Source organism: Streptomyces angustmyceticus (assembly GCF_019933235.1).
GTDB classification, from domain to species: Bacteria; Actinomycetota; Actinomycetes; order Streptomycetales; family Streptomycetaceae; genus Streptomyces; species Streptomyces angustmyceticus.
In genome coordinates this window covers 1,375,137-1,398,861 of sequence record NZ_CP082945.1, presented here as the reverse complement: position 1 = coordinate 1,398,861, position 23,725 = coordinate 1,375,137, and the positions used below count along the sequence as shown (strand labels likewise).

General features: G+C 71.2%; 17 protein-coding genes. 12 read left to right on the top strand and 5 right to left on the bottom strand.

The window, feature by feature from the left end:
* Positions 1-127: 127 nt before the first annotated feature.
* Positions 128-427 (bottom strand): YciI family protein, encoded by a 300-nt coding sequence (locus K7396_RS06575; protein ID WP_086718364.1) that lies wholly within the window; start codon positions 425-427, stop codon positions 128-130.
* A 236-nt stretch (positions 428-663) separates the two neighbouring features.
* On the opposite strand from K7396_RS06575, the gene K7396_RS06570 reads away from it, so the two are divergent.
* Positions 664-1,368, top strand: a complete 705-nt coding sequence (locus K7396_RS06570) for an endonuclease V (protein ID WP_086718365.1) — start codon at positions 664-666, stop codon at positions 1,366-1,368.
* Between the two features lie 47 nt (positions 1,369-1,415).
* Here the strand turns inward: K7396_RS06570 and K7396_RS06565 are convergent, their stop codons facing one another.
* Positions 1,416-2,603, bottom strand: a complete 1,188-nt coding sequence (locus K7396_RS06565; protein WP_086718366.1) for a saccharopine dehydrogenase family protein — start codon at positions 2,601-2,603, stop codon at positions 1,416-1,418.
* Between the two features lie 219 nt (positions 2,604-2,822).
* Here K7396_RS06565 and K7396_RS06560 point away from each other — a divergent pair, with 219 nt between their 5' ends.
* The 6 genes from K7396_RS06560 (at position 2,823) to K7396_RS06535 (ending at position 11,195) form a co-directional block, all read left to right on the top strand.
* A complete protein-coding gene (locus K7396_RS06560; protein WP_086718367.1) occupies positions 2,823-4,337 on the top strand; it encodes a sialate:H+ symport family MFS transporter in 1,515 nt (504 codons plus the stop codon).
* A gap of 261 nt (positions 4,338-4,598) precedes the next feature.
* Positions 4,599-4,979, top strand: a complete 381-nt coding sequence (locus K7396_RS06555) for an MmcQ/YjbR family DNA-binding protein (protein WP_086718368.1) — start codon at positions 4,599-4,601, stop codon at positions 4,977-4,979.
* Between the two features lie 178 nt (positions 4,980-5,157).
* Positions 5,158-6,342, top strand: coding sequence for a CaiB/BaiF CoA transferase family protein (locus K7396_RS06550; RefSeq protein WP_086718369.1), 1,185 nt, complete (start codon positions 5,158-5,160; stop codon positions 6,340-6,342).
* A gap of 193 nt (positions 6,343-6,535) precedes the next feature.
* A complete protein-coding gene (locus K7396_RS06545; RefSeq protein ID WP_086718375.1) occupies positions 6,536-7,678 on the top strand; it encodes an acyl-CoA dehydrogenase family protein in 1,143 nt (380 codons plus the stop codon).
* 66 nt (positions 7,679-7,744) lie between these two features.
* Positions 7,745-8,959: an acetyl-CoA C-acetyltransferase gene (locus K7396_RS06540; RefSeq protein WP_030086013.1), complete on the top strand. Its 1,215-nt coding sequence runs from the start codon at positions 7,745-7,747 to the stop codon at positions 8,957-8,959.
* 31 nt (positions 8,960-8,990) lie between these two features.
* Positions 8,991-11,195 carry a 3-hydroxyacyl-CoA dehydrogenase NAD-binding domain-containing protein gene (locus K7396_RS06535; protein WP_086718371.1) on the top strand — a complete coding sequence of 735 codons (2,205 nt, stop codon included), beginning with the start codon at positions 8,991-8,993 and terminating at the stop codon, positions 11,193-11,195.
* A 36-nt stretch (positions 11,196-11,231) separates the two neighbouring features.
* Here the strand turns inward: K7396_RS06535 and K7396_RS06530 are convergent, their stop codons facing one another.
* Entirely contained in the window at positions 11,232-11,999 is a 768-nt protein-coding gene (locus K7396_RS06530; RefSeq protein WP_086718372.1) for a MerR family transcriptional regulator, read from the bottom strand.
* A gap of 580 nt (positions 12,000-12,579) precedes the next feature.
* Between K7396_RS06530 and K7396_RS06525 the strand changes: the two genes are divergently transcribed.
* Positions 12,580-14,040 (top strand): amino acid permease, encoded by a 1,461-nt coding sequence (locus K7396_RS06525; protein ID WP_086718373.1) that lies wholly within the window; start codon positions 12,580-12,582, stop codon positions 14,038-14,040.
* Positions 14,041-14,234: 194 nt separating this feature from the next.
* On the opposite strand, the gene sph is transcribed toward K7396_RS06525, so the two are convergent.
* Positions 14,235-15,206, bottom strand: coding sequence for a sphingomyelin phosphodiesterase (gene sph / locus K7396_RS06520; protein ID WP_086718374.1), 972 nt, complete (start codon positions 15,204-15,206; stop codon positions 14,235-14,237).
* 468 nt (positions 15,207-15,674) lie between these two features.
* Between sph and K7396_RS06515 the strand changes: the two genes are divergently transcribed.
* Positions 15,675-16,469, top strand: coding sequence for an oxygenase MpaB family protein (locus tag K7396_RS06515; protein WP_233476771.1), 795 nt, complete (start codon positions 15,675-15,677; stop codon positions 16,467-16,469).
* Positions 16,470-16,555: 86 nt separating this feature from the next.
* Here the strand turns inward: K7396_RS06515 and K7396_RS06510 are convergent, their stop codons facing one another.
* The gene (locus K7396_RS06510; RefSeq protein WP_086719234.1) at positions 16,556-18,043 is read right to left on the bottom strand and encodes a M1 family metallopeptidase; all 1,488 of its coding nucleotides are present in this window, start codon (positions 18,041-18,043) and stop codon (positions 16,556-16,558) included.
* Between the two features lie 276 nt (positions 18,044-18,319).
* Between K7396_RS06510 and K7396_RS06505 the strand changes: the two genes are divergently transcribed.
* The 3 genes from K7396_RS06505 (at position 18,320) to K7396_RS06495 (ending at position 23,510) form a co-directional block, all read left to right on the top strand.
* On the top strand, positions 18,320-20,284 hold the full coding sequence (locus tag K7396_RS06505; protein ID WP_373866878.1) for a Xaa-Pro dipeptidyl-peptidase: 1,965 nt from the start codon (positions 18,320-18,322) through the stop codon (positions 20,282-20,284).
* Positions 20,285-20,372: 88 nt separating this feature from the next.
* Positions 20,373-21,713, top strand: a complete 1,341-nt coding sequence (locus tag K7396_RS06500) for a M14 family metallopeptidase (protein ID WP_086719235.1) — start codon at positions 20,373-20,375, stop codon at positions 21,711-21,713.
* A 78-nt stretch (positions 21,714-21,791) separates the two neighbouring features.
* A complete protein-coding gene (locus K7396_RS06495) occupies positions 21,792-23,510 on the top strand; it encodes a BCCT family transporter (protein WP_223660362.1) in 1,719 nt (572 codons plus the stop codon).
* Positions 23,511-23,725 lie beyond the last annotated feature (215 nt).

Here is a 23,725-nt window from a genome sequence, read left to right as displayed (position 1 = left end):
GAGCTGTCGGGCAAGACCGCGTGCTCGACTGCCGGTTGCCCGGAGCGGAGAGCGGTCCTGGCGAGACCGCTGCCGACGGTGCCCGGACTGCCGGATCGCCGGCGGTCCGGCCCGGAGGGCCGGGCCCTCAGGACGGGAGCTGTTCGCGGTACTGCTCCAGGGCCGGAGCGGTCGTCGTCGCCACGAACTCCGTGATCCGGTACTCGCACACCCCGGCGAGGGTGAACGGATCCTCGGCCGCGATCCGCTCGACGGTCGCCCGGTCCGTCCCGGCGGCGAGAATCACGCCTCCGTCCCGTGGGACCTTGCGGCCGGCGGCGATGAAGTGCCCGGCGGCGTAGTGCTTCTGCAGCCACTCCACATGGTCCTGAAGGACGGCGTCGACGCGTTCGAGGGGCGCGGTATAGGTCAGTTCCAAGACGAACATAGCTGCAATATAGACGAGGAATCAGGCGGAATCGGCGCCTCCTTCCGCCCGGGAACGCGCAGGCCAGGGCCCTGGGGGAGCGGCCCCGGGACCTCGCTGGAACAGACCGCGGACCGAACCGGTCGGCGGCGCCCGGACCGGGGCGCGCTCTCCTTGGCATGCCCGGCCCGGGGGCATCCGGTGCCCCGACCGCCCGGAGGCTCGCTCGCTCACCGGTTCGGTAGCGTGGGGCCACCATGGACACTCCCGGAACGATCTCCCGTGACGACGAACTGCGGCACTGGCCCGCCGACGAGGAACAGGCGCGCGCGGTCCAGGACCGGTTGCGGCCCCATGTACGGCTCGACGAAGCCGGTCCGGAACCGGGGTTCGAGGGCACCGTCGTCGGAGTGGACGTGGCCTATGACGACGCACGCGATGTCGTCGCCGCTGCCGCCGTCGCGCTGGACGCCCGTACGCGCGCCGTCGTCGACGAGGCCACCGCGGTCGGGCAGATCTCGTTCCCGTACGTCCCCGGACTGCTCGCCTTCCGCGAGATTCCCACGGTGCTCGACGCGCTCGCCCGCCTCACCCGTACCCCCGGCCTGGTGGTCTGCGACGGCTACGGGCTGGCGCACCCGCGCCGCTTCGGGCTCGCCAGCCATCTGGGAGTGCTGACCGGACTGCCCACCATCGGTGTCGCCAAGAATCCCTTCACCTTCCGGTACGAACCTCCCGGGCCGGAGCGCGGCGACACCTCCCCCCTGTTGGACGGGGACGAGGAGGTGGGACGTGCGCTGCGGACCCAAAAGGGCGTCAAGCCGGTCTTCGTCTCCGTGGGGCACCGCATCGACCTGGACCGCGCCTGCGCGCACACGCTCCACCTGGCGGCGCGCTTCCGGCTCCCCGAGACGACCCGGGCCGCGGACGCGCTGTGCCGGAAGGCGCTCGCCGACGCCTGACGGCGGGCCCGGGGTGAGCCTCCACGGGGGTGGGCCAGCGTCCGTGGCTACTCCCGGACGACGCGGAACGTGATGCCCGCATCCTGGAGGCGAGCCGTCAGCGCGTCCCCCATGGCGACCGCGGTCGTCACCTGTCCCGCGGTCTCCGGCAGCTCGTCGAAGGCCAGGCTGAGCGCCGACTCGGCGAGCATCTTCGCCGTCTCGTCGTAGCCGGGGTCACCGCCCGACACCTCGGTGATCACACGTGCGCCACCGCCGGAACCGACGAACCGCACCTTGAACCAGCTGCGCGCGCGGCGCTCGGGACCGGGCCCGTCGCCCGGCTCCAGGCGCCGCGACATCCACCGCCGGGCGGGCGGCAACTGGGCGAGCGCGCACACGGCTCCCACCCCCAGGGCCCCGCCGACGGCGACCGGCAGCCGCCGTACGCCCGCGTAGTGGCGATAGCGGAAATCGGGCCCGTAACGGTCCAGCGCGGCGGCCGAGCGGGCGATGACCTGAGGGTCCAGGGTCGGCAACGGCACGCCCCAGGTGCGCGTTTCGGCGCTCTTGAGAGGCGGCCCGAACGACGCCCGCACCGTACGGCCGTCCGGTCGCGGTTCGACCCGCTGCCGCTCGCGCGCGGCCCGCGCCATGGCCACCGGACGCGAGGCGACGGTCAGCGCGGAGGTCAGCGTGCCGCCGGAGAACGTCGCGTTGGTCCGCACGAAGCCGTCGATGCGTACGGGGACGCCTTCCGGCAGGAGCCCCACCGTGAAGAGGACCCCCAGGTCGTGCGGGACGGAGTCGAATCCGCCGGCGTGCACGAGGCGCGCACCGGAGGCGCGGGCCGTCGCATCGTGGCGCAGGTACATCCGGTCGATGAACTCCGGCTCGCCGGTCAGGTCGACGTAGTCGGTGCCTGCCGCGGCGCAGGCGGCGACCAGCGGCTCGCCGTGGAGCAGATACGGGCCGACGGTTGTCGCCAGCACCCGGGTATCGGCGGCGAGGGCGCGCAGCGCGTCCGGATCGCCGCTGTCGGCCCGCAGCAGCGGCAGCTCGGCGCAGGACGGGTCGATGTCCGCCAGCCGGTCGCGCAACCGCTCCAGTTTGGCGGTGTTGCGCCCGGCCAGCGCCCAGCGGCAGTCCTTGGGTGCGTGCCGGGCCAGGTAGGCGGCGGTGAGCGCGCCCGCGAAGCCGGTCGCGCCGTAGAGCACGAGGTCATGGGCCCGTCCGGAGGTGTCCTGCCGTGGCATCCCGCGTCCTCTCGACCGCCTGTGGGGCATGGAGAACGGACCTTAGGCAGCTGCCGTTGCCTCCGTCAACGTCCCTTTGCGGCCGCGTCGTTGGTTTCCCGCAGGGCCGCTGGGAGCGCGGCGGGCAGCCTTGACAGGGCCTCGCGGCCGGTCCACATTCGCGGATGGGCGGTGACATGGGATGTCCCATGTCCCTACCGCCGGGGAGGCCGGGTAGTCATGACGACGCGTCCCACCGATACCGCTGAGCACGGACGGCACTGGTGGCGGGAGGTCGGTCCGGGCCAGTGGAAGGCGATGGCCGCCGCCTGGATCGGGTACCTCCTCGACGGCTTCGACTTCGTTCTGATCACGCTCGTGCTGACCGAGATCGCCGACGACTTCCGTCTGAGCACCGCCACCGCCGCCTCGCTGGTCTCCGGCGCCTTCGTCACCCGGTGGCTGGGCGGCGCCGTCCTGGGCGCGATGGCCGACCGCCACGGCCGCCGGGCCGCCATGATCGCCAGCATTCTGCTCTACTCGCTGGGCACCTTCGCCTGCGGTTTCGCCTGGGGCTACACCAGCCTGTTCGTCGCCCGGCTGGTGATCGGTCTGGGCATGGCGGGGGAGTACGGCGCGAGTGTGACGTATGTGCTGGAGAGCTGGCCCGTCCGGTGGCGCAACCGGGCTTCCGGATTCATCATCTCCGGTTACGCCGGCGGCACCGTCCTCGCCGCCGAGCTCTACGCCTGGGTGGTCCCGCGCTGGGGCTGGCGCTGGATGTTCTGGATCGGCGTGCTGCCCGTCCTGGTCGCCCTCTGGATGCGCAGATCGCTGCCGGAGGCCGGTGACTGGCAGCGGCAGATCGGCGCCGCCCGTACGGGGGAGGAACGCCCCCATCCGTTCCGGCCGTTGTTCACCGGCCGGATCCGGCCCTGGGTCAACGCGGCGCTGGCGGCGACGGCCTCGGTCGCGCTGTTCTGTGTCTTCACACCCGTCGGTACCGGCTTCGTGCCGGGGCTGTCCGTCGTCGCCGCGGGGTGCCTGGTGGCCTTCGCCGCACAGCTCGGCGGCCGTCGCGGAGGGCTGCTGTACGTCGCCCTGATGGTGACGGTGTTCTGTGCCTTCCTCTACAGCTGGCCGATCCAGGCCCTGCTGCCCACCTACCTCAAGACCGGCCTCGGGTACACCGCCGGGCAGGTCGGCGACGTGATGTTCTGCGCGGGCTTCGGCACCATGGCGGGCTGCTGGCTGGCGGGCTTCGTCGGCGACCGGTTCGGCACCCGCCGTGCCTATGCCGGCACCCTGCTGGCCTCCCTCGCCCTGGTCTTCCCGGTCTTCGCGGTGCGGGACAGCCTGCCGGCGCTCGGTGTGCTGCTCTTCGGGCTGCTCGCGCTCAGCCAGGGCATCTCCGGCATCCTGCCGAAGTACCTCGCCGGCCACTTCCCGACCGCCACCCGGGCCGCCTCCCTGGGCTTCGTCTACAACGCCGGGGCCCTGGGCGGGGCGGTGGCGCCCGTTCTCGGGGCCCATCTGGCCGAAGGCATGCACCTGGGCAGGGCGCTGGCCGTGCTCACTTTCGGGCTGACGCTCGTGGTCATCGTCCTGGTGGGCGGCGATGTGCCCCGGCGGCTGGGCCGGCTGGTGGACCGTAAGGCGTCCGGCGACCACCTGGTGCCGGAGGCCGGGGGAGCGGAGGCGTCGGCCGCGGGTCCGTCCGGCGGGTCAGGAGAGGCGTCGGCGGATGTGGCGTAGCGGCCCTGGAGTCCGTCGCCGACTCCGTGCACGCCCGCGGCCCCGGCCGTCGGGGAAGCCGGACAGCGCGGCGGCGAGTTGCGGGGGAAGGGACAGGAAGGGGGGACGGGTGTCCCTCGGTCGGCCCGGCGTCCGGCGCTCCGCGGGCCGTTGTCAGTGGTCGCCGTTAGCGTGGAATGCGTTGGGCGGGCCGGGCGTGACGAGCGCGGTCCGGGCGGCGCCGCGGGCGGTGTCGTACGGGGGACGGACGTGGAGGAGCGCATGGCGAAGGCGGCGGATCCGGCGAAGGTGCGCGAGCGGGTGCGCGCGTTCGCGCTCGGCCTTCCGGGGACGGTGGAGGAGTTCCCGTGGGGCGAGAGCGTCATCAAGGTCAACAAGAGGGTCTTCATCTTCCTGGGCGTCGGTGACGGCAACCATCCCTTCGGGGTCACGCTGAAGCTGAAGGCCCCCGAGGTGCATGCCCATGCGCTGACCTCGCCCGGTGCCCAGCCCGCCGGCTACGGCCTGGGCAGGTCCGGATGGGTGCGGGTCCCCCTCACGGAGCCGGGCGCTCCGCCGGCCGAGCTGCTCTGCGACTGGGCGGAGGAGTCCTATCGCGTCATAGCCCCCAAGAAGCTCATCGCCGAGCTCGACGGGGGATAGCGGCGCAGCGGCAGCAGGCGCGCAAAGGCCCGTGGCGGCGATGACAGTTGAGCATCGCCGCCACGGGCTTTTTCCGCTGCTGCCGCGCGACACGGGGGGCTTGTGGAAAGTGGAACACGTTCTTAACATCACGAGTGTTACATCAGAAGTGTCACAGTGCGGAAAGGCATGGGGCGCGATGACGGAGTCAGGGAACGGCCCGCTGAGCGGGGTGCGGGTGGTCGAACTCGCGGGCATCGGCCCCGGCCCGTTCGCCGCCATGCTCCTGGCCGACCTCGGCGCCGACGTCGTCCGTGTCGACCGGCCCGGCGGCGCGGGGCTGGGCATCGATCCGGCCTGCGACGTCACCAACCGCAACAAACGCTCCGTGCTGGTGGACCTGAAGAGCCCCGACGGGGTGGCGCAGGTCCTCGAACTCGCCGGGCGCGCCGATGTGCTGATCGAGGGGTACCGTCCGGGCGTGGCCGAGCGGCTGGGAGTGGGCCCCGAGGAGTGTCTGGCACGCAACCCCCGGCTGGTCTACGGCCGGATGACGGGCTGGGGACAACAGGGCCCGCTCGCCGGCACCGCCGGACACGACATCGGCTACATCGCCATCACGGGCGCCCTGGGCATGATCGGTTCGCCCGACGGCCCGCCCGCCGCGCCCGCCAATCTCCTCGGTGACTACGCGGGCGGCTCCCTCTACCTGGTCATCGGCGTCCTCGCCGCCCTCCAGCACGCCCGCACCGACGGCGGCACGGGCCAGGTCGTCGACGCCGCCATCGTCGACGGCACCGCCCATCTGACGGCGATGATCCACGGCATGCTGGCGGCCGGCGGCTGGCAGGACCGGCGCGGCGCCAACCTCCTCGACGGCGGGGCCCCCTTCTACGGCACCTACGAGACCGCCGACGGCGGCTACATGGCGGTCGGCGCGCTGGAGCAGCGGTTCTACGGCGAGTTCATCCGGCTGCTGGGCATCGAGCAGGAGGCCGCAGGACGCGACGACCCCGCCGCCTGGAGCGAGCTGCGCACCACCATCGCCGCCCGCTTCAAGACCCGCAGCCGCGAGGAGTGGACGGCGGTCTTCGCGGAGTCCGACGCCTGTGTGGCGCCGGTGCTGTCCCTGCGCGAGGCGCCGCAGCACCCGCATCTCGCCGCCCGCGGCACCTTCGTCGAGCACGGCGGAATGACCCAGCCCGCCCCCGCGCCGCGCTTCTCGCGCACACCGGGCGCGGTGCGCAGGCCGCCCGCACGGCCCGGGGCGGACAGTGCGGAGATCTCCCGTGACTGGCAGGTCCCCGGCCTCCTCGCCCCCCTCCCCGCCGAGTCCCCGTCCGCCGGCCCGGACCGCACCGGGCAGCAGGACACGGCCGGCTGATGGGATCCGCGCTCCGGCCGGCCACCGCCCGCGGGGCGGCCGCCGTCCTCCGCCGGGAGAGGACCCGCACCGGGGGCGGCGGCCCGCTCACCGGGCGCGCCGCCCGGCGCGGTCCCGTGGGGCCGCCGTCCGTCACACCGACCGAGACCGTCAAGAACCGGCTCCGAGGAGGGCCCGCAGGATGACCGCGCAGATGAAGCGCCAGATCTTCACCGAGGACCACGAGGCCTTCCGCCAGGTCGTACGGACCTTCCTCGCCAGGGAGGTGACACCGCATTACGAGCAGTGGGAGAAGGACGGCATCGTCAGCCGGGAGGCATGGCGGGCGGCCGGCAAGCAGGGACTGCTGGGGCCGGCGGTTCCCGAGGAGTACGGCGGGGGCGGGCAGCACGACTTCCGCTACAGCGCGGTGCTGGCCGAGGAATTCACCCGGGTGGGCGCGTCCGGGCTGGCCGTGGGCCTGCACAACGACATCATCGGCCCGTATCTGACGACGCTCGGTACCGATGAGCAAAAGCGCCGCTGGCTGCCCGGCTTCTGCAGCGGCGAGATCATCACCGCCATCGCGATGACCGAGCCCGGCGCGGGCTCCGACCTGCAGGGCATCCGCACCCACGCCGAGGACGCGGGCGACCACTGGATCCTCAACGGCGCCAAGACCTTCATCTCCAACGGCATCCTCGCCGACCTGGTCATCGTCGTCGCCAAGACGACGCCGGAGGGCGGGGCGCACGGCCTGAGCCTGCTGGTCGTCGAGCGGGGCATGGCGGGCTTCGAGCGCGGCAGCAACCTCGACAAGATCGGGCAGAAGTCCCAGGACACCGCTGAGCTGTTCTTCCACGACGTCCGCGTCCCCAAGGAGAACCTGCTCGGCGAGCTGAACGGCGCCTTCGTCCATCTGATGACCCATCTCGCGCAGGAGCGGATGGGTATCGCCGTCGCCGGTATCGCCGCCGCCGAACACCTGCTGGAGATCACCAGCGAGTACGTCAAGGAGCGCGAGGCATTCGGACGGCCGCTGGCCAAGCTCCAGCACATCCGCTTCGAGATAGCCGAGATGGCCACCGAGTGCGCCGTCACCCGCGCGTTCCTCGACCGCTGCATCGCCGACCACTCCGCCGGCGAGCTGGATGCGGTGCACGCCTCGATGGCCAAGTGGTGGGCCACCGAGCTGCAAAAACGCGTCGCCGACCGCTGTCTGCAACTGCACGGCGGCTACGGCTATATGGCGGAACACCGCGTGGCCAGGGCCTTCACCGACGGCCGTATCCAGACGATCTACGGAGGGACCACCGAGATCATGAAGGAGATCATCGGACGCTCCCTGCTCGGCTGACCCCGGACCGGCCCCGGTCCCCACCCGCTGCTCCCGCCTCCACCCTCATGCGAAAGGCTTGTTGACTTGAGTACCGAAGCGTACGTATACGACGCGATCCGCACCCCGCGCGGCCGCGGCAAGGCCACCGGCGCACTGCACGGCACCAAGCCGATCGACCTGGTCGTCGGCCTGATCCACGAAGTGCGCCGGCGCTTCCCCGGGCTGGACCCGGCCGCCGTCGACGACATCGTGCTCGGCGTCGTCGGACCGGTCGGCGACCAGGGCTCCGACATCGCCCGGATCGCGGCGATCGCCGCGGGGCTGCCCGACACGGTGGCCGGCGTCCAGGAGAACCGCTTCTGTGCCTCGGGTCTGGAGGCCGTCAACATGGCCGCCGCCAAGGTGCGTTCGGGCTGGGAGGACCTGGTCCTGGCGGGCGGCGTCGAATCCATGTCGCGGGTCCCGATGGCCTCCGACGGCGGCGCCTGGTTCGCCGACCCGATGACCAACTTCGACACCGGCTTCGTCCCGCAGGGCATCGGCGCCGACCTCATCGCCACGATCGAGGGCTACACCCGCCGGGACGTCGACGAGTTCGCCGCGCTCTCCCAGGAGCGCGCCGCCGAGGCCTGGAAGGACGGCCGCTTCGACCGTTCCGTCGTCCCGGTGCGCGACCGCAACGGCCTGGTCGTCCTCGACCACGACGAGCACATGCGCCCCGGCACCACCGCCGACTCCCTGGCCGGCCTCAAGCCGTCCTTCGCCACCATCGGCGACGCCGGCGGCTTCGACGCGGTCGCCCTGCAGAAGTACCACTGGGTCGAGAAGATCGACCACGTCCACCACGCGGGCAACTCCTCCGGCATCGTGGACGGCGCGGCGCTCGTCGCCATCGGCTCCAAGGAGGTCGGCGAGCGCTACGGCCTCACCCCGCGCGCCCGCATCCTCTCGGCCGCGGTCTCCGGCTCCGAGCCGACGATCATGCTCACCGGCCCCGCGCCCGCCAGCCGCAAGGCCCTGGCCAAGGCCGGGCTGACCATCGACGACATCGACCTGGTCGAGATCAACGAAGCCTTCGCCGCCGTCGTGCTGCGGTTCGTCAAGGACATGGGCCTGAGCCTGGACAAGGTCAACGTCAACGGCGGCGCCATCGCCCTGGGCCACCCCCTCGGCGCCACCGGCGCGATGATCCTCGGCACCCTCATCGACGAGCTGGAGCGGCAGGACAAGCGCTACGGCCTGGCCACCCTCTGCGTCGGCGGCGGCATGGGCATCGCCACCGTCATCGAGCGCCTCTGACCCTCGTCCCACCCACCACGGAGTACGCACCATGAGTGAATCCGCTGCTTTGTCGACCATTCGCTGGGAACAGGACGAGACCGGCATCGTCACCCTGGTCCTGGACGACCCGGACCAGTCCGCCAACACCATGAACAGCGCCTTCAAGACCTCCCTCACCGCGGTCGCCGACCGCCTGGAGGCCGAGAAGGACAGCATCCGCGGCATCATCTTCACCTCCGCCAAGAAGACCTTCTTCGCCGGCGGCGACCTCCACGACCTGATCGCCGTCACCCCCGCACAGGCCGAGCAGGCCTTCGCCGCGGGCACCGGCATCAAGCGGGACCTGCGCCGGATCGAGACCCTCGGCAAGCCCGTCGTCGCGGCGATCAACGGCGCGGCGCTGGGCGGCGGTTACGAGATCGCGCTGGCCTGCCACCACCGCGTCGCCCTCGACGCCCCCGGCACCAAGATCGGCCTGCCCGAGGTCACCCTCGGCCTGCTGCCCGCCGCCGGTGGTGTCACCCGTACCGTCCGGCTGCTCGGGATCGCCGACGCGCTGCTGAAGGTGCTGCTCCAGGGCACCCAGTACAACGCCACCCGCGCCAAGGACGCCGGGCTGATCCACGATGTCGCGGCCACCCCCGAGGAGCTGCTGGCCAAGGCCCGTACCTTCATCGAGGAGCACCCCGAGTCCCAGCAGCCCTGGGACGTCAAGGGCTACCGCATCCCCGGCGGCACCCCCGCGCAGCCCAAGTTCGCCGCCAACCTCCCGGCGTTCCCCGCCAACCTCAAGAAGCAGCTGAACGGCGCGCCCTACCCCGCGCCGCGCAACATCCTCGCCGCCGCGGTCGAGGGCTCCCAGGTCGACTTCGAGACCGCGCAGACCATCGAGGCGCGCTACTTCGTCGAGCTGGTGACCGGCCAGATCTCCAAGAACATGATCCAGGCGTTCTTCTTCGATCTGCAGGCCGTCAACTCCGGCGCCAACCGCCCCCAGGGCATCGAGCCCCGCCCGGTCCAGAAGGTCGCGGTCCTCGGCGCCGGCATGATGGGCGCGGGCATCGCCTACTCCTGCGCCAGGGCCGGCATGCAGGTGGTCCTCAAGGACGTGACCCTTCAGGCGGCGCAGAAGGGCAAGGAGTATTCGGCGGGGCTGCTCGACAAGGCGCTCTCCCGGGGCCGGACGACCGAGCAGCAGCGCGACGAGCTGCTGGCGCGCATCACGCCCACCGCCGAGCCGGCGGACCTCGCGGGTTGTGACGCCGTCATCGAGGCGGTCTTCGAGGACGTCGCCCTCAAGCACAAGGTGTTCAAGGAGATCCAGCACATCGTCGCGCCCGACGCCCTGCTGTGCTCCAACACCTCCACCCTGCCCATCACGCTGCTGGCCGAGGGCGTCGAGCGCGACCAGGACTTCATCGGGCTGCACTTCTTCTCCCCGGTCGACAAGATGCCGCTGGTGGAGATCATCAAGGGGGAGCGGACCGGCGACGAGGCGCTGGCCCGCGCCTTCGACCTGGTCCGCCAGATCAAGAAGACCCCGATCGTCGTCAACGACTCGCGCGGCTTCTTCACCTCCCGCGTCATCGGCCACTTCATCAACGAGGGCGTGGCGATGATCGGCGAGGGCCTCGACCCGGTCTCCGTCGAGCAGGCCGCGGCCCAGGCCGGCTACCCGGCCAAGGTGCTGTCCCTGATGGACGAGCTGACCCTGACCCTGCCGCGCAAGATCCGCGAGGAGACCAAGCGGGCGGTCGAGGAGGCCGGCGGCAACTGGCAGCCGCACCCGGCCGACGCGGTGATCGACCGGATGGTCGACGAGTTCGGCCGCCCCGGCCGCAGCGGTGGCGCCGGCTTCTACGAGTACGGCGACGACGGCAAGCGCGCCGGCCTGTGGCCCGGCCTGCGCGAGCACTTCACCAAGAAGGACGCCACCATCCCGTTCCGAGACATGCAGGAGCGGATGCTCTTCGCCGAGGCGCTGGACACCGTCCGCTGCTTCGAGGAGGGCGTGCTCACCTCCGTCGCCGACGCCAACATCGGCTCCATCTTCGGCATCGGCTTCCCGGGCTGGACCGGCGGCGTGATCCAGTACATCAACGGCTACCAGGGCGGTCCCGGACGCGAGGAACTCGTCGGCCTGCCCGGCTTCGTGGCCCGCGCCCGTGAGCTGCAGGAGGCCTACGGAGACCGGTTCGCACCGTCCGCGCTGCTGGTCGAAAAGGCCGAGAAGGGCGAGAAGTTCAGCGACTGACCGGTCATGGGGGCGGGCCCCGGCGGCCCGCCCCCGTCACCCCCGCGCGGTGCGGTCCTCCTGGCCCGTCGGGCCGTTGCCGCCCTCCTCGCCGAAGGACTCCCGCAGCTCCTGCTTCATCGACCGCTGGAACGCGGTGACCAGCGCCTGCACCACCATCGGCTGCATATGGGCCGAGAGCGACTTCATCCGCGCCAGCTCCTCCTCGTCCGGCCCGCCGTCCCGGTACGGCTCCCACACCTCGTCCTTGAAGAGCCGGCTGAGCTCCCGCGCCGCCGAGCGGGTGTGCTCGATGACCACGGTCCGCGCCGCGATGATCGTCTCCAGCGCGATGGGGACGTCCAGCAGCCGGGTGCCCAGGTGCAGCAGCCCCGGGTCGACCCGGAAGACCCGCGGATCATCGGTCCGTACGAGCACGCTCATGGCCGCCAGCCGGTCCAGGTCCTCCTCGGTCAGCGCCCGGCCGACCCGCCGCTCCAACTGCTCCCGGGTCGCGTCCTCCGCCTTGTCCGGGATCCAACTCGCCACCAGCGCCCGGTGGATGGCCAGATCCTGGGCGCTCAGGTCCGGCGGCAGCTGCTCCAGATAACGTTCGATCGCGGAGAGCGTCAGCCCCTGGTGCTGGAGCTCCTCGATGAGGGCGAGCCGCGAGAGGTGGTCGGGTCCGTAACGGCCGACCCGGCGCGGACCGATCTCCGGCGGCGGCAGCAGGCCCCGCGTGCTGTAGAAGCGGATGGTGCGGACGGTGACGCCGGCGCGGGCGGCCAGTTCGTCGACCGTCAGGTCCGTGGCGGTCTCGCTCATGTTGAACAGTATTGCTGTCTCACCACTCCTGTGAAACCTATCTGAACCCTTCTGCCCCCTTCTCCTCCTCGTTCACCGCCTCCATCGCCCTCACCGCCTCATCGCTCCATGCCGCGGCCGGGGCCCGCACCGTCCGGCGCGGCGCAGCCCGCGGGTTCGTTCTGGAGGGCAGGTGCGTCCCCCTCCTCAAGGGCCGGAAGGAGCGGCGGCATCGCTACGGAGCGTGTGCGCGCGGCTTCCGGAGATCGACGGGCATATGTCGGCGTCATACGGAGGTTCCGACGAGCCGGAATCTGCTCACGCAGGAGCAAACTCCGACTTCCATCGGACGGAACCGGTCACGAACAACGGGTTCCGGGTGCCGGGGGAGGGCCGGAATGGGGCGAACGGAAACCTGCCTGAAACTTAACCGCCAGATAATTCGCGACAAAAACGGACAAATCTTGGATGGCTTATACACGCTGTGATCTTGCACACAGACGGGGGGCCGGTCTTCAGGGAAGGTGTGCCGTCGGCCGTCCGCGTTGTCCGCGGGATCGGCATCGCTCAAGCGCCTCCCCGAAAGCGAGATGCACCACCAGTGAGCACAGAAACCGTCACCGACACAGCCCACAGGTCACCTGACGGGGGAAGCGGCGCGCAGCAGGATGCGGGCGACGCGGGCTACAGCAAGGGCCTCAAGGGCCGGCACATCAACATGATCGCCATCGGTGGAGCGATCGGCACCGGCCTGTTCCTGGGCGCCGGCGGCCGTCTGCACTCCGCCGGCCCCGCCCTGGCCATTGCCTACGCGGTCTGCGGACTCTTCGCCTTCTTCGTCGTACGGGCCCTGGGCGAGCTGGTGCTGCACCGTCCGTCGTCGGGTTCGTTCGTCTCGTACGCCCGCGAGTTCCTGGGGGAGAAGGGCGCCTACGTCGCCGGCTGGATGTACGTCGTCAACTGGTCCACGACCGGTATCGCCGACATCACCGCGATCGCGCTCTACACCCACTACTGGAGCCTGTTCACCGACATCCCGCAGTGGGTGATGGCGCTGATCGCGCTGGCGGTCGTGCTGACCGTCAACCTGATCTCGGTGAAGATCTTCGGTGAGCTGGAGTTCTGGTTCGCGATCATCAAGGTCGCGGCGCTGGTCGTCTTCATGTTCATCGGCATCTTCCTGCTGGCCACCCAGCACCCGGTCGGCGGCCACACGCCGGGGCTGAATCTGCTCACCGACCACGGCGGCATCTTCCCGACCGGTCTGCTGCCCGTGGTGATCGTGCTCCAGGGCGTCGTCTTCGCCTACTCCGCCGTGGAGCTGGTCGGTGTGACCGCCGGTGAGACCGGTGAGCCGGAGAAGGTCGTGCCGAAGGCCGTCAACTCCATCATGTGGCGGGTGGGCGTCTTCTACGTCGGCTCGGTGATCCTGCTGGCGATGCTGCTGCCGTGGAACCAGTACGTCGACGGCCAGAGCCCCTTCGTCACCGTGCTGTCCAACGTCGGTGTGCCGGCCGCGGGCGACGTGATGAACCTCGTGGTGCTGACCGCGGCGATGTCCAGCCTGAACTCGGGGCTCTACTCGACCGGCCGCATCCTGCGCTCCATGTCGATGGCGGGCTCCGCGCCCAAGTTCGCCGGCCTGATGAACCGCAACCAGGTGCCGTACGGCGGGATCATGCTCACCTCCGCGGTGTGTGTGCTGGGTGTCGCGCTCAACTACGTCGTGCCGGGCGAGGCGTTCGAGATCGTCCTGAACATCGCGGCACTGGGCATCATCAGCACCTGGTGCACGATCATGATCTGTCACATGGTGTTCGTGCGCCGCTCGAAGGAGGGCGTGGTCGAGCGCCCGCGCTTCCGGCTCCCCGGCACGCCGGTCACCGACATCGCCACCATCGCCTTCCTCCTCGGCGTCATCGTCCTGATGTGGTTCGACGACGGTGTCGGCCGGCAGACCGTCATGCTGATCCCGGTCCTCGCCGTCGCCCTGGTCGGCGGCTGGTTCGCGGTCCGCGGCCGGGTGAACCGCATCGCCGAGGAACGCGAGCTGTCGAAGTAGTCACGCAGTAGCGCACGCCCGCGGAACCAGGGGCGGTCGCGGAGGCCGGACGGCGTCCGCGACCGCCCTTTCGCCTGTGCGGCGGCGGGGCAGCAGGCGGCCGCACCGGTCCCGGCGCGGCACGGTTCCTCGGCCCCGGCCGATTGTCAGTGCCTGCCCCTACCGCCGCCCGCTGCCCGCCGTACGCCCCTGCCTCAGCCCCCGATCAGTGGATAGTGGTCGGAGAGGTTGGTGTAGGTGTACTTCTTGCCCCAGCTGGAGACGGTCCAGGGGGTCGACTGTTCCTTGATCACGGTGTTCTGCCATCCGGTGGGGCGGGCGTGGCCGTTGCGGTGCAGGACGTAGTCCAGGTCCTCGCGCGGGTCGTCCGGGTAGCGGTACTTCGCGACGGAGTTCTCCTGGGTGTCGAAGGAGTAGGGGTGGCCGGTGCGGCTGTCGGCGGGGGCCAGGTCGGCGTTGCGGAGCAGTGCGTCGTACTCGGGGCCGTGTGAGTCGATGTTCAGATCGCCGGCGACCATCACCTCCTCGTCCGCCGGGATGTTCTTGGCGTCCAGGAAGGCGTCCATCTCCTGGAGCTGCTCGGCGCGGTCGCCGGCCGCCTCGCCCGCCTCGCAGCCCGAGTCGGTGGACTGGGTGTGGGTGCCGACCACATGCACCTTGGTGCCGTTGACGTCCAACACCGCATAGACGAAGCCCTTGTTGGAGAAGGCGTCCGCACCGCAGGCTTCCTTGTAGACGTACTGCTCCTTGCGCAGGACCGGCCACTTGCTCAGCAGTGTCACCCCGCCGTCCTCCGGGGTGACGGCGGAGTAAGAGCCTCCGGTGGCGTCCCAGCCGCTCCTGCTCCGGCCCACCACCGGAGTCTGGTGCGGATACTGCGCCGCGGCCGCCGCCTTCAGCGCGTCGGAGGAGGAGTTGTCGAAGGCCTCCTGCAGCACCACGACGTCATTGCCCCGGAAGAAGTCCGAGGCCGCGATCGCCTGGGCGCGGTGGTCCTGGCCCCAGTTGGGATAGAGGGTCTTGCTCATGAGGAAGGTGTTGTAGCTGAGCACCTTCAGACGGGGGGCGGTGGCGGCCGACGCGGAGGGGGCGGCGGCCAGGGTGACGGCGGTGAGGGCCGTGACGAGGGCGGCGATCCGGGACGTGCGCAGCGCTGAGTGCGACACTGAATCTCCCTGTGGGGGTCGGGACTTGCTCCGGTGCGCTCATCCAACCAGCCGGGGTTACCTCCAGGTAACCGCCTGGCGGGCGGGAGATGGACAAGCCGAAGCCGTTCCGGGGTGACGTTCCGGGGCGCCGACCCTCTTGGTGTTGGTGTTGGTGTTGGTGTTGGCGTGCGGGTGCGGGTGCGGGTGCGGTGGGGGAGGGATGGCCGGTGCCGAGGTGTGCCCTGGGCCGGGGGTGTGGGGCGGCGCACCCGATCCAGGGTGCACGGAGCAACCCCAACCCAGCGCAAGGCGTCCCCTGATCTGGGCGGATCGCCGTGAAGCGGTGTCCGGTGCGGACGGGAGGGCGTGCCCGTCCTGGGTGCCCCGGCCTCCCTCGCCCGTCGGGTGCGCCGTATCATGATTAATGACATGAATACGGTGAAAAGTGACCCAAAACCCCCGCCGGTCGGAGGTGTGCTCTGGTCGATGGCCGGGGACATCCGCATCCTGCTCACCCTGCCCGCGGCGCTGGCCATGCAGGTCGCGCACCCGGCGGTGGGTGCCGGGGTGGACGACCACTCCGCGTTCCGTACGGACCCGTGGGGGCGCGGTGAGCGGTCGCTCGTCTCGCTGCAGACGTGGGTGTACGGAGGCGAGGGGGCGGCCGCGGAGGGGCGGCGGCTGCGGCAGATGCACAAGAGCATCCAGGGGACCGACGCGCACGGCCGCCGGTACCACGCCCTCACCCCCGAGTACTACGCGTGGGTGCACGCCACCGGCTACCCCGTCTTCCGGTACGCCCGGCGCTATCTCGGCCGCCCTTTCACCGAGGCCCAGGAGCGCCGGCTGTACGCGGAGTGGCTCCAGGTCGGGCGGATCCTGGGCATCCACGACCGCGATATGCCACAGAGCATCGAGGAGTTCTGGCCGTATTACCAGAAGGTCCTCGACAACGACCTCGAAGCGACCGCCGTGGTGCGGGAGTTGGTGGAACCGGACCCGCACCTGCCGGTCCCGGACCGCGGACCCCGGTGGCTGCGGCTGCTCCTGCGACTGACCTGGCCGTGGCTGTGCCCGCGGTTCGCCCGGGTCCGCCGCTTCCTGACGATCGGGCTGATGCCGCCGGAGGCCCGGCAGGCCATCGGCCTGGAGTGGACGGACCAGCAGGAGCGCCGGCTGCGCCGCTTCGGGCGGGTCGTCCGCGCCGTGGTCCCGGTGCTTCCGGAACGTCTGCGGTTCCTGCCGATCGCCCGCCGGGCCCGCCGCGCGGCGCGCCGCTAGCCGGAACAGCTCCGGCCGGAGCAGGGCATCGCCCCCGCTCCGGCCGGATCGTCGTACGGGCACCGAGCGGCGCCCGCACGCATACGTCAGTGCCGGTGCACGTTGTGGGTGGCCGCGATCTGCTTCCACGACTTGGGTGCGGCGACCGGCGTCCGTCCCGTGCCGAACGCCGAGGTGCCCGCGCCGACCGCCGGCTTGGACGGCTTGAACAGCCAGGTGTCGAAGAAGCCGGCCAGCTTCTTGCCGGACTTCTTCTCGGCGAACTTCACGAAGTCGGCCACCGAGGCGTTGCCGTACCGGTGCTCCGTCGGCCAGGACTTGAGGAGCGCGAAGAACGCCTTGTCGCCGATCTTGTTGCGGAGCGCCTGGAGGGCCAGCGCGCCACGGTCGTAGACGGCGTCGTCGAACTGGTTCTCCGCGCCGGGGTTGCCCGGCTTGACCTTCCAGAACGGGTCGTCGGCCGGGTGCTGGGCGTAGACGTAGTCCGCCAGTTGCTGTGCGGTGCCCTCGCCCTCCTTCTCCGACCACAGCCACTGGCTGTAGGCGGCGAAGCCCTCGTTGATCCAGATGTCCTTCCAGTCCTTGAGCGAGACACTGTCGCCGTACCACTGGTGGGCCAGCTCGTGCACGACGACGGAGACGTTGGTCCCGCGGTCGAAGGCCTTCTCGCCGTAGAACGGGCGGGTCTGGGTCTCCAGGGCGTAGTGGGCCGGCACGTTCGGCACATAGCCGCCCACCGCGTTGAACGGGTAGGGGCCGAAGACGCTCTCCAGCCACTCGGTGGCCTCGGTGGTGCGCTCGATGCTGGCCCGTGCCGAGCCGGCGTTCGCGCCGAGGTCCTTGCTGACCGCGTTGATGACCGGCAGGCCGTTGGCGGTCTTGTCGGTGGTGATGTCGAACTTGCCGACGGCCAGCGTCGTCAGGTACGTCGCCTGCGGCTTGTCCGAGCGCCAGTTGTAGCGCGTCCAGCCCAGCTTGGAGGACTGCGAGGCCAGCACGCCGTTGCTCAGCGCCTGGGTGCCGTCCGGGACCGCCACCGAGATGTCGTAGGTCGCCTTGTCGGTCGGGTGGTCGTTGCTGGGGAACCACCACACCGCGGCGTCCGGCTCCTGCGCGATCACCGCGCCGTCGGGCGTACGGGCCCAGGCGCTGAAGTTGTCGATCTTCAGCTCGGAGGGCTTGCCCGCATAGCGCACGACGACGCTGATCTGCTTGCCCTTCTCCAGCGGCGTGGCCGGGGTGACCTCCAGCTCGTGCTTGCCGGACGTGGCGAAGGAGGCCTTCTTGCCGTTGATCCGGATCTCGCTGACCTTGAGGCCGAAGTCCAGGTTGAAGCGCGACAGGTCCTGGGTGGTCGTGGCGAGCAGCGTCGCCGTCCCCTCCAGCAGGTCCGTCTTCGGCTGGTACTTGAGCCGCAGGTCGTAGTGGGAAACGTCGTATCCGCCGTTTCCGCTCTCGGGGTAGTAGCTGTCGCCCACACCCGGAGCGCCCGGGGTGAAGCCGGCCGCGGAGGCCGGGATCGCCAGCAGCAGGCTGAGTGCGACGGCACCCGGGACCAGGAGTCTGTGACGCACGAGTCCTCCAACTCGTAGGGGGATGGCTCGAGTCCGACCTTATGTACTGCGGCCGGGCGGCGTCATGTACATGGCCTCATCTGACACATGACCGACATGAACCACCCCGGGCCGCTCCGGCGGGGCGCACCGGTCCGGCAGGGCCTCCCGCGTGCGCTGTCACCGTCCCCGCCACCCGCATCAGTCGTCCGGCACCGCCCCTCGGCGGCGGCCGCGGCCGCAGGGTTCCCGAACGGGCTCTTACGCAGGGGAGTTGAGCCGCGCTACCGTCCGCCCGTGACGAATCCCGCGCGGATCCTCCGCATTCCCTTCACCGTGCTCGTGCTGACGGCCGTCGTCGCCCTGCTGTCCGCCCTGACCGGGCCGGCCGCCGCGCAGGCGGCGCCCCGGGAGAGCAGACCCGTCTACTCCTACGACCACGCGATACGCGAAACGGTCTGGGTGGACACCCGGCTCGACGGCGACGCGGACGGCAGGACCGACCGCGTCGCCGTCGACATCGTGCGGCCCGCCGAACCCGCGCGGCAGGGCCGCAGGATCCCCGTGATCATGGATGCCAGCCCGTACTACTCCTGCTGCGGCCGCGGCAACGAGAGCCAGAAGAAGACCTACGACGACCACGGCCGGCCGGTCCAGTTCCCGCTCTACTACGACAACTACTTCGTGCCGCGCGGCTATGCGACGGTCCTCGTCGACCTCGCGGGCACCAACCGCTCGGACGGCTGCATCGACATCGGCGGCCGCTCGGACATCGGCTCGGCCAAGGCCGTCGTCGACTGGCTCGGCGGCCGAGGCCGCGCCTACACCTCCCGTACCGGGGGCAGACCCGTCACCGCCGACTGGTCCAACGGCAGCACCGGCATGATCGGCAAGAGCTGGGACGCCACCATCGCCAACGGCGTCGCGGCCACCGGCGTCAAGGGGCTCAAGACCATCGTCCCGATCGCCGGCATCTCCTCCTGGTACGACTACTACTTCGCCAAGGGCGCCCCGCTCTACGACTCGGGCCCCGACACCCTCGCGGATCTCGTCAACAGCCCCGACGCGCACAAGCGTTGCGCCGCGACGCAGAAGAAGCTCGCCGACGGTGCGCCGCGCAGCGGCGACTGGACCGGGCTGTGGACCGAGCGCGACTACGTGCGCCACGCGGACAAGGTCCGGGCCAGCGTCTTCCTGGTGCACGGCATGCAGGACCTCAACGTCCGCACCCGGCACGCCGGGCAGTGGTGGGACGCGCTCGCCCGGCACGGCGTGGAGCGCAAGATCTGGCTCTCCCAGACGGGGCACGTCGACCCCTTCGACTACCGCCGCGCGGACTGGGTCACCACCCTGCACCACTGGTTCGACCACTACCTGATGGGCTACGACAACGGCATCGACCGCGCCCCCATGGCCGACATCGAGCGTTCCCCCGGCACCTGGTCCACCGACCGGCAGTGGCCCGCCCCCGGCACCCGGACCACCACCCTGCGGCCGCGCGGCGGCACCGCACCCGGCGTCGGCGTGCTGGGCACCACCAGGGCGCCGCACGGCGCGACCGCGGCCTTCACCGACGACCCGAAGCTGAGCGAGGCCGACTGGGCCGCCCGGATCGACGAATCCACCCCCGCCAAGGCCGGGTTCCGCACCGCCCCGCTGCGGGCCCCGCTGCGGCTGTCCGGTTCCGGCAAGGTGACGGTGACCGCCACCCCGAGCACCTCCACCGCCCATCTCTCCGCCGTCCTGGTGGACATCGGCCCGGACACCATCCGCGACTACGCGGCCGACGGCGAGGGCATCACCACCCTCGACAAGCGCACCTGCTGGGGCGCCGGAACCCCGGGCGACACCGGCTGCTTCAAGGAGACCGCCGCCGACACCCGGAAGGTCGGATACACCGTCTTCAGCCGCGGCTGGGCGGACCTCGGCAACTGGGCGGACGCCCGCAAGGGCCGCCCGCTCACCCCGGGCAAGCGCTACACCCTCACCCTGGACCTGGCTGCGAGCGATCACCTCGTGCCCGCGGGACACCGGCTCGCGCTCATCGTCGCCGGTACCGACGCCGGCCTGATCGACCCGCCCGCCGCCACCCCGAAGCTCACCCTCGACCTGTCCCGCACCTCCGCCCGACTGCCGCTGACCGGCGGCGCCCCGGCCTTCGCGCGGGCCACCGCGGACGCGCCCCGGCACGACGCCGGGGCCGCACCGCTGGACGGGATCACCCCGCCGCGCTCGATCAGCCGGCTGCCGGCCGGGGACTGACCGCCCGACCACCCGGGGCCGCCCACGAAGGGCGGCCCCGCACCGGACCCACTCCCCCCACCGCTCACCCAAGGGAGGCCCCCTCGTGATGTCCCGCTCCTGCCGCCCCGCCCTGGGAGTGCTGGCCGTCGCCCTGACGGCCTGCCTCGGCGCGACCGTGCCGGCCCCTCCCGCCCGCGCGAGCGGCACCCCCGCGCCCCGTACGGGGTTCGAGACCAGCCACGGTGCCCGCTGGACCAGCGGGACCGAGGAGCAGGCGTTCCTCTCCGCCGTCGACCGCGCCTCGGCCCGGGTACGCGTCGACCGGATCGGGACCACGAAGCAGGGCCGCCCGCTGCGGCTCGTCAGGATCGGCGCCCCGGCCCCCGAGCGCCCGGCGGCGGTCCGCCGCGGTAACTCCGTGCTGCTGGTCTGCTCCCAGCACGGCGACGAACCCTCCGGCCGTGAGGCGTGCCTGACCACCGTCCGCGACCTCGCCTCCAGCAAGTCCCCGGCCACCCGCCGCTTCCTGGAGCGCACCAGCGTGCTGGTCGTCCCGACCGCCAACCCCGACGGCCGGGCCGCGGACACCCGGGGCAACGCCGACGGCGTGGACGTCAACCGCGACCACCTCGCCCTGCGGACCGCGGAGGCCCGCGCGGTGGCCGGCGTCATCCGCGACTACCGCCCCGACACCCTCTACGATCTGCACGAGTACGGGCCGACCGCCCCGTACTACCAAAAGGACCTGCTGTCGCTGTGGCCCCGCAACCTCAACACCGCGGACGGGGTGCACCGCGAAGCCCTGGCGCTCTCCCAGGACTTCGTGGCTCCCGCCGTCCAGCGGGCCGGCTTCTCCACCGGCGTCTACGGCATCTGGACCGACCCGGAGACCGGTGACCCCGTCAAGCAGGTCGCGGGCGACGGCCAGGAACGGATCCTGCGCAACACCGCGGGGGTGAAGGGCTCGCTGGGGCTGCTCGTCGAGACCCGGGTCGATGCCCTCACCGCCGCCGAGCAGGCCGACCCCGCGCTCAACAACCGGCGCCGGGTGACCTCCCAGCTCGCCGCGCTGCGCGGCGCGTTCACCTTCTTCGACCGGCACCGCCCGCGCATCGAGGCGGCCACCGCCGCCGCCCGGCTCGCCGGCCTCGCCGACCGCGGCCCGGTCCACCTCGGCGGCGCGGACAACGAACCGGCCGGCGACGGGCAGGTCCTGTCCGACCCGCCCTGCGCCTACCGCCTGGACGCGGCCCGGTTCGCGCAGGTCAAGGACGTGCTGGCGCTGCACGGCGTGCGCTGGGAGCGGGACCGGGGCGGCGCCGTCGTGCCGCTGCGCCAGCCGCTGCGCGCGCTCGTCCCGCTCCTGCTGGACGCGCGGGCCGGTTATCACCTTACGGTCGCGACCCCCATGAACGTCTGTCGTCGTGTGGTAGGGGGTAACGGGTAAGGAAAATATGGCTCATTGAAAGGTTGACTCGTGTCGGACACAGTCAAGGAAGCCAGAGACGGGGGTGGCACCCCCTTGCTGGCCGATCTTCCCGAAGACCCGCGGCGGACCGGGCCCCCGCAGACCGACCGTGTGGTCTTCGGTGTGACCGCGCTGCTCACCCTCGCCTTCATCGCCTGGGGAGCGACCTCCACCGAATCCCTCAAGAGCGCCTCGACCGCCATGCTGAACTGGGTGATCGACAACGGGGGCTGGGCGTTCGTGCTCTCCGCCTCCGGTTTCGTGATCTTCGCGATCTGGCTGGCGGTCAGCAAGTACGGCCGGATCACGCTCGGTACGGAGGGCGAGGAGCCCGAATTCCGCACCGTGTCGTGGATCGCGATGATGTTCAGCGCGGGCATGGGCATCGGCCTGATGTTCTACGGTGTCAGCGAGCCGCTGGGGCACTTCACCGCGCCGCCGCCGGGCACCGATCCCAAGGACGCCGCCCAGGCGATGGACACGGCGATGGCGACCACGATGTTCCACTGGACGCTGCACCCGTGGGCCATCTACGCGGTGGTGGGTCTGGCGATCGCTTACAGCTGCTTCCGGCGGGGGAGGCGGCAGACGATAAGCGCGGTGTTCACGCCACTGATCGGGATCCGGCGGGCGAACGGCTGGGGCGGGCAGGTCATCGACATCCTGGCCATCTTCGCCACCCTCTTCGGCTCCGCGGCCTCGCTCGGGCTCGGGGCGCTGCAGATCGGCAGCGGCATCAAGGTGCTGGGCTGGATGGACAGCGTCAGCACCAGCCTGCTGGTGATCATCATCACCGTGCTGACCATCGCCTTCATCCTGTCCGCGGTCTCCGGCATCGCCAAGGGCGTCCAGATGCTGTCCAACATCAACATGGTGCTGGCGGTGATCCTGGCGGTCTTCGTGTTCGTGGTCGGCCCGACCATCCTCATCCTCAACCTGGTGCCGACCTCCCTCGGCTCGTTCATCGGCGAGCTGCCGCAGCTGGCGGGCCGTACGGAGGCCAGCAGCGGCGCCGACGTGGGCAGCTGGCTGCGCAGCTGGACGGTCTTCTACTGGGCGTGGTGGATCTCCTGGACGCCCTTCGTGGGCATGTTCATCGCCCGGATCAGCCGCGGCCGGACGATCCGGCAGTTCATCGGCGGCGTCATCCTCGTTCCGGGCGTGGTCAGCCTGGCGTGGTTCGCGGTCTTCGGCGGCTCGGCGATGAAGCTGCAGGCCGACAAGAAGCTGAGCGGGTCGAGCACCCCCGAGGGCCACCTCTTCGACGTGCTGCACCAGTACCCGCTCGCCACGGTCATGAGCATCCTGGTCATGGTCCTGGTCGGCATCTTCTTCGTGTCCGGCGCCGATGCCGCGTCCATCGTCATGGGCACCCTCTCGCAGAAGGGCACCTTCGAGCCGACCCGGCTCGTGGTGGTCTTCTGGGGCGTGGTGACCGGCGCGGTCGCCGCGATCATGCTGCTGATCGGCGGCGGCTCGGGCGACGCCCTGACCGGGCTGCAGAACCTGACGATCCTGGTCGCGGTTCCGTTCATGGTCGTGATGATCGCCATGTGCTGGGCGCTGATGCGCGATCTGCGCAGCGACCCGCTGATCGTGCGCGGCCAGAAGGGCGAGGAGGCCGTCGAGATGGCCGTGATCGCGGGCCATGAGCAGTACGACGGCGACTTCGAGATCCAGATCGGGCCGGGCGGCAACGGGACCGCCGAGGACCGCGCGGACGGCGGCGGCGCCGGGACCCCGAGCGGCGAAAGGGCCCGGGACACGACTCCTTGACGAGGTGTTCACCTGACGGACGCGTCCGGCGGCGAGCGCCTGCCGGGACATACATCAGTGCAGGTGAGGGGCCGGTCGGAGAGGTTTCCGGCCGGCCCCTCCGGCTGTCCGGAGCCTGCGTCGCGGCCCGATTTCACGCCGCCGGCGGGGGCGGGCCAGGGGGTGTGCGGAGCGGATTTGCCCCGGGCCGGGGGCGGTATGTCACAGTGGGCCGT

What these genes read in the sequence shown, in the direction of transcription:
- K7396_RS06575 (WP_086718364.1), bottom strand. Translation starts at nt 427, where the DNA reads ATGTTCGTCTTGGAACTGACCTATACCGCGCCCCTCGAACGCGTCGAC.
- K7396_RS06560 (WP_086718367.1), top strand. Translation starts at nt 2,823, where the DNA reads ATGACGACGCGTCCCACCGATACCGCTGAGCACGGACGGCACTGGTGG.
- K7396_RS06535 (WP_086718371.1), top strand. Translation starts at nt 8,991, where the DNA reads ATGAGTGAATCCGCTGCTTTGTCGACCATTCGCTGGGAACAGGACGAG.
- K7396_RS06500 (WP_086719235.1), top strand. Translation starts at nt 20,373, where the DNA reads ATGTCCCGCTCCTGCCGCCCCGCCCTGGGAGTGCTGGCCGTCGCCCTG.
- K7396_RS06570 (WP_086718365.1), top strand. Translation starts at nt 664, where the DNA reads ATGGACACTCCCGGAACGATCTCCCGTGACGACGAACTGCGGCACTGG.
- K7396_RS06565 (WP_086718366.1), bottom strand. Translation starts at nt 2,603, where the DNA reads ATGCCACGGCAGGACACCTCCGGACGGGCCCATGACCTCGTGCTCTAC.
- K7396_RS06550 (WP_086718369.1), top strand. Translation starts at nt 5,158, where the DNA reads ATGACGGAGTCAGGGAACGGCCCGCTGAGCGGGGTGCGGGTGGTCGAA.
- K7396_RS06555 (WP_086718368.1), top strand. Translation starts at nt 4,599, where the DNA reads ATGGCGAAGGCGGCGGATCCGGCGAAGGTGCGCGAGCGGGTGCGCGCG.
- K7396_RS06545 (WP_086718375.1), top strand. Translation starts at nt 6,536, where the DNA reads ATGAAGCGCCAGATCTTCACCGAGGACCACGAGGCCTTCCGCCAGGTC.
- K7396_RS06530 (WP_086718372.1), bottom strand. Translation starts at nt 11,999, where the DNA reads ATGAGCGAGACCGCCACGGACCTGACGGTCGACGAACTGGCCGCCCGC.
- K7396_RS06515 (WP_233476771.1), top strand. Translation starts at nt 15,675, where the DNA reads ATGGCCGGGGACATCCGCATCCTGCTCACCCTGCCCGCGGCGCTGGCC.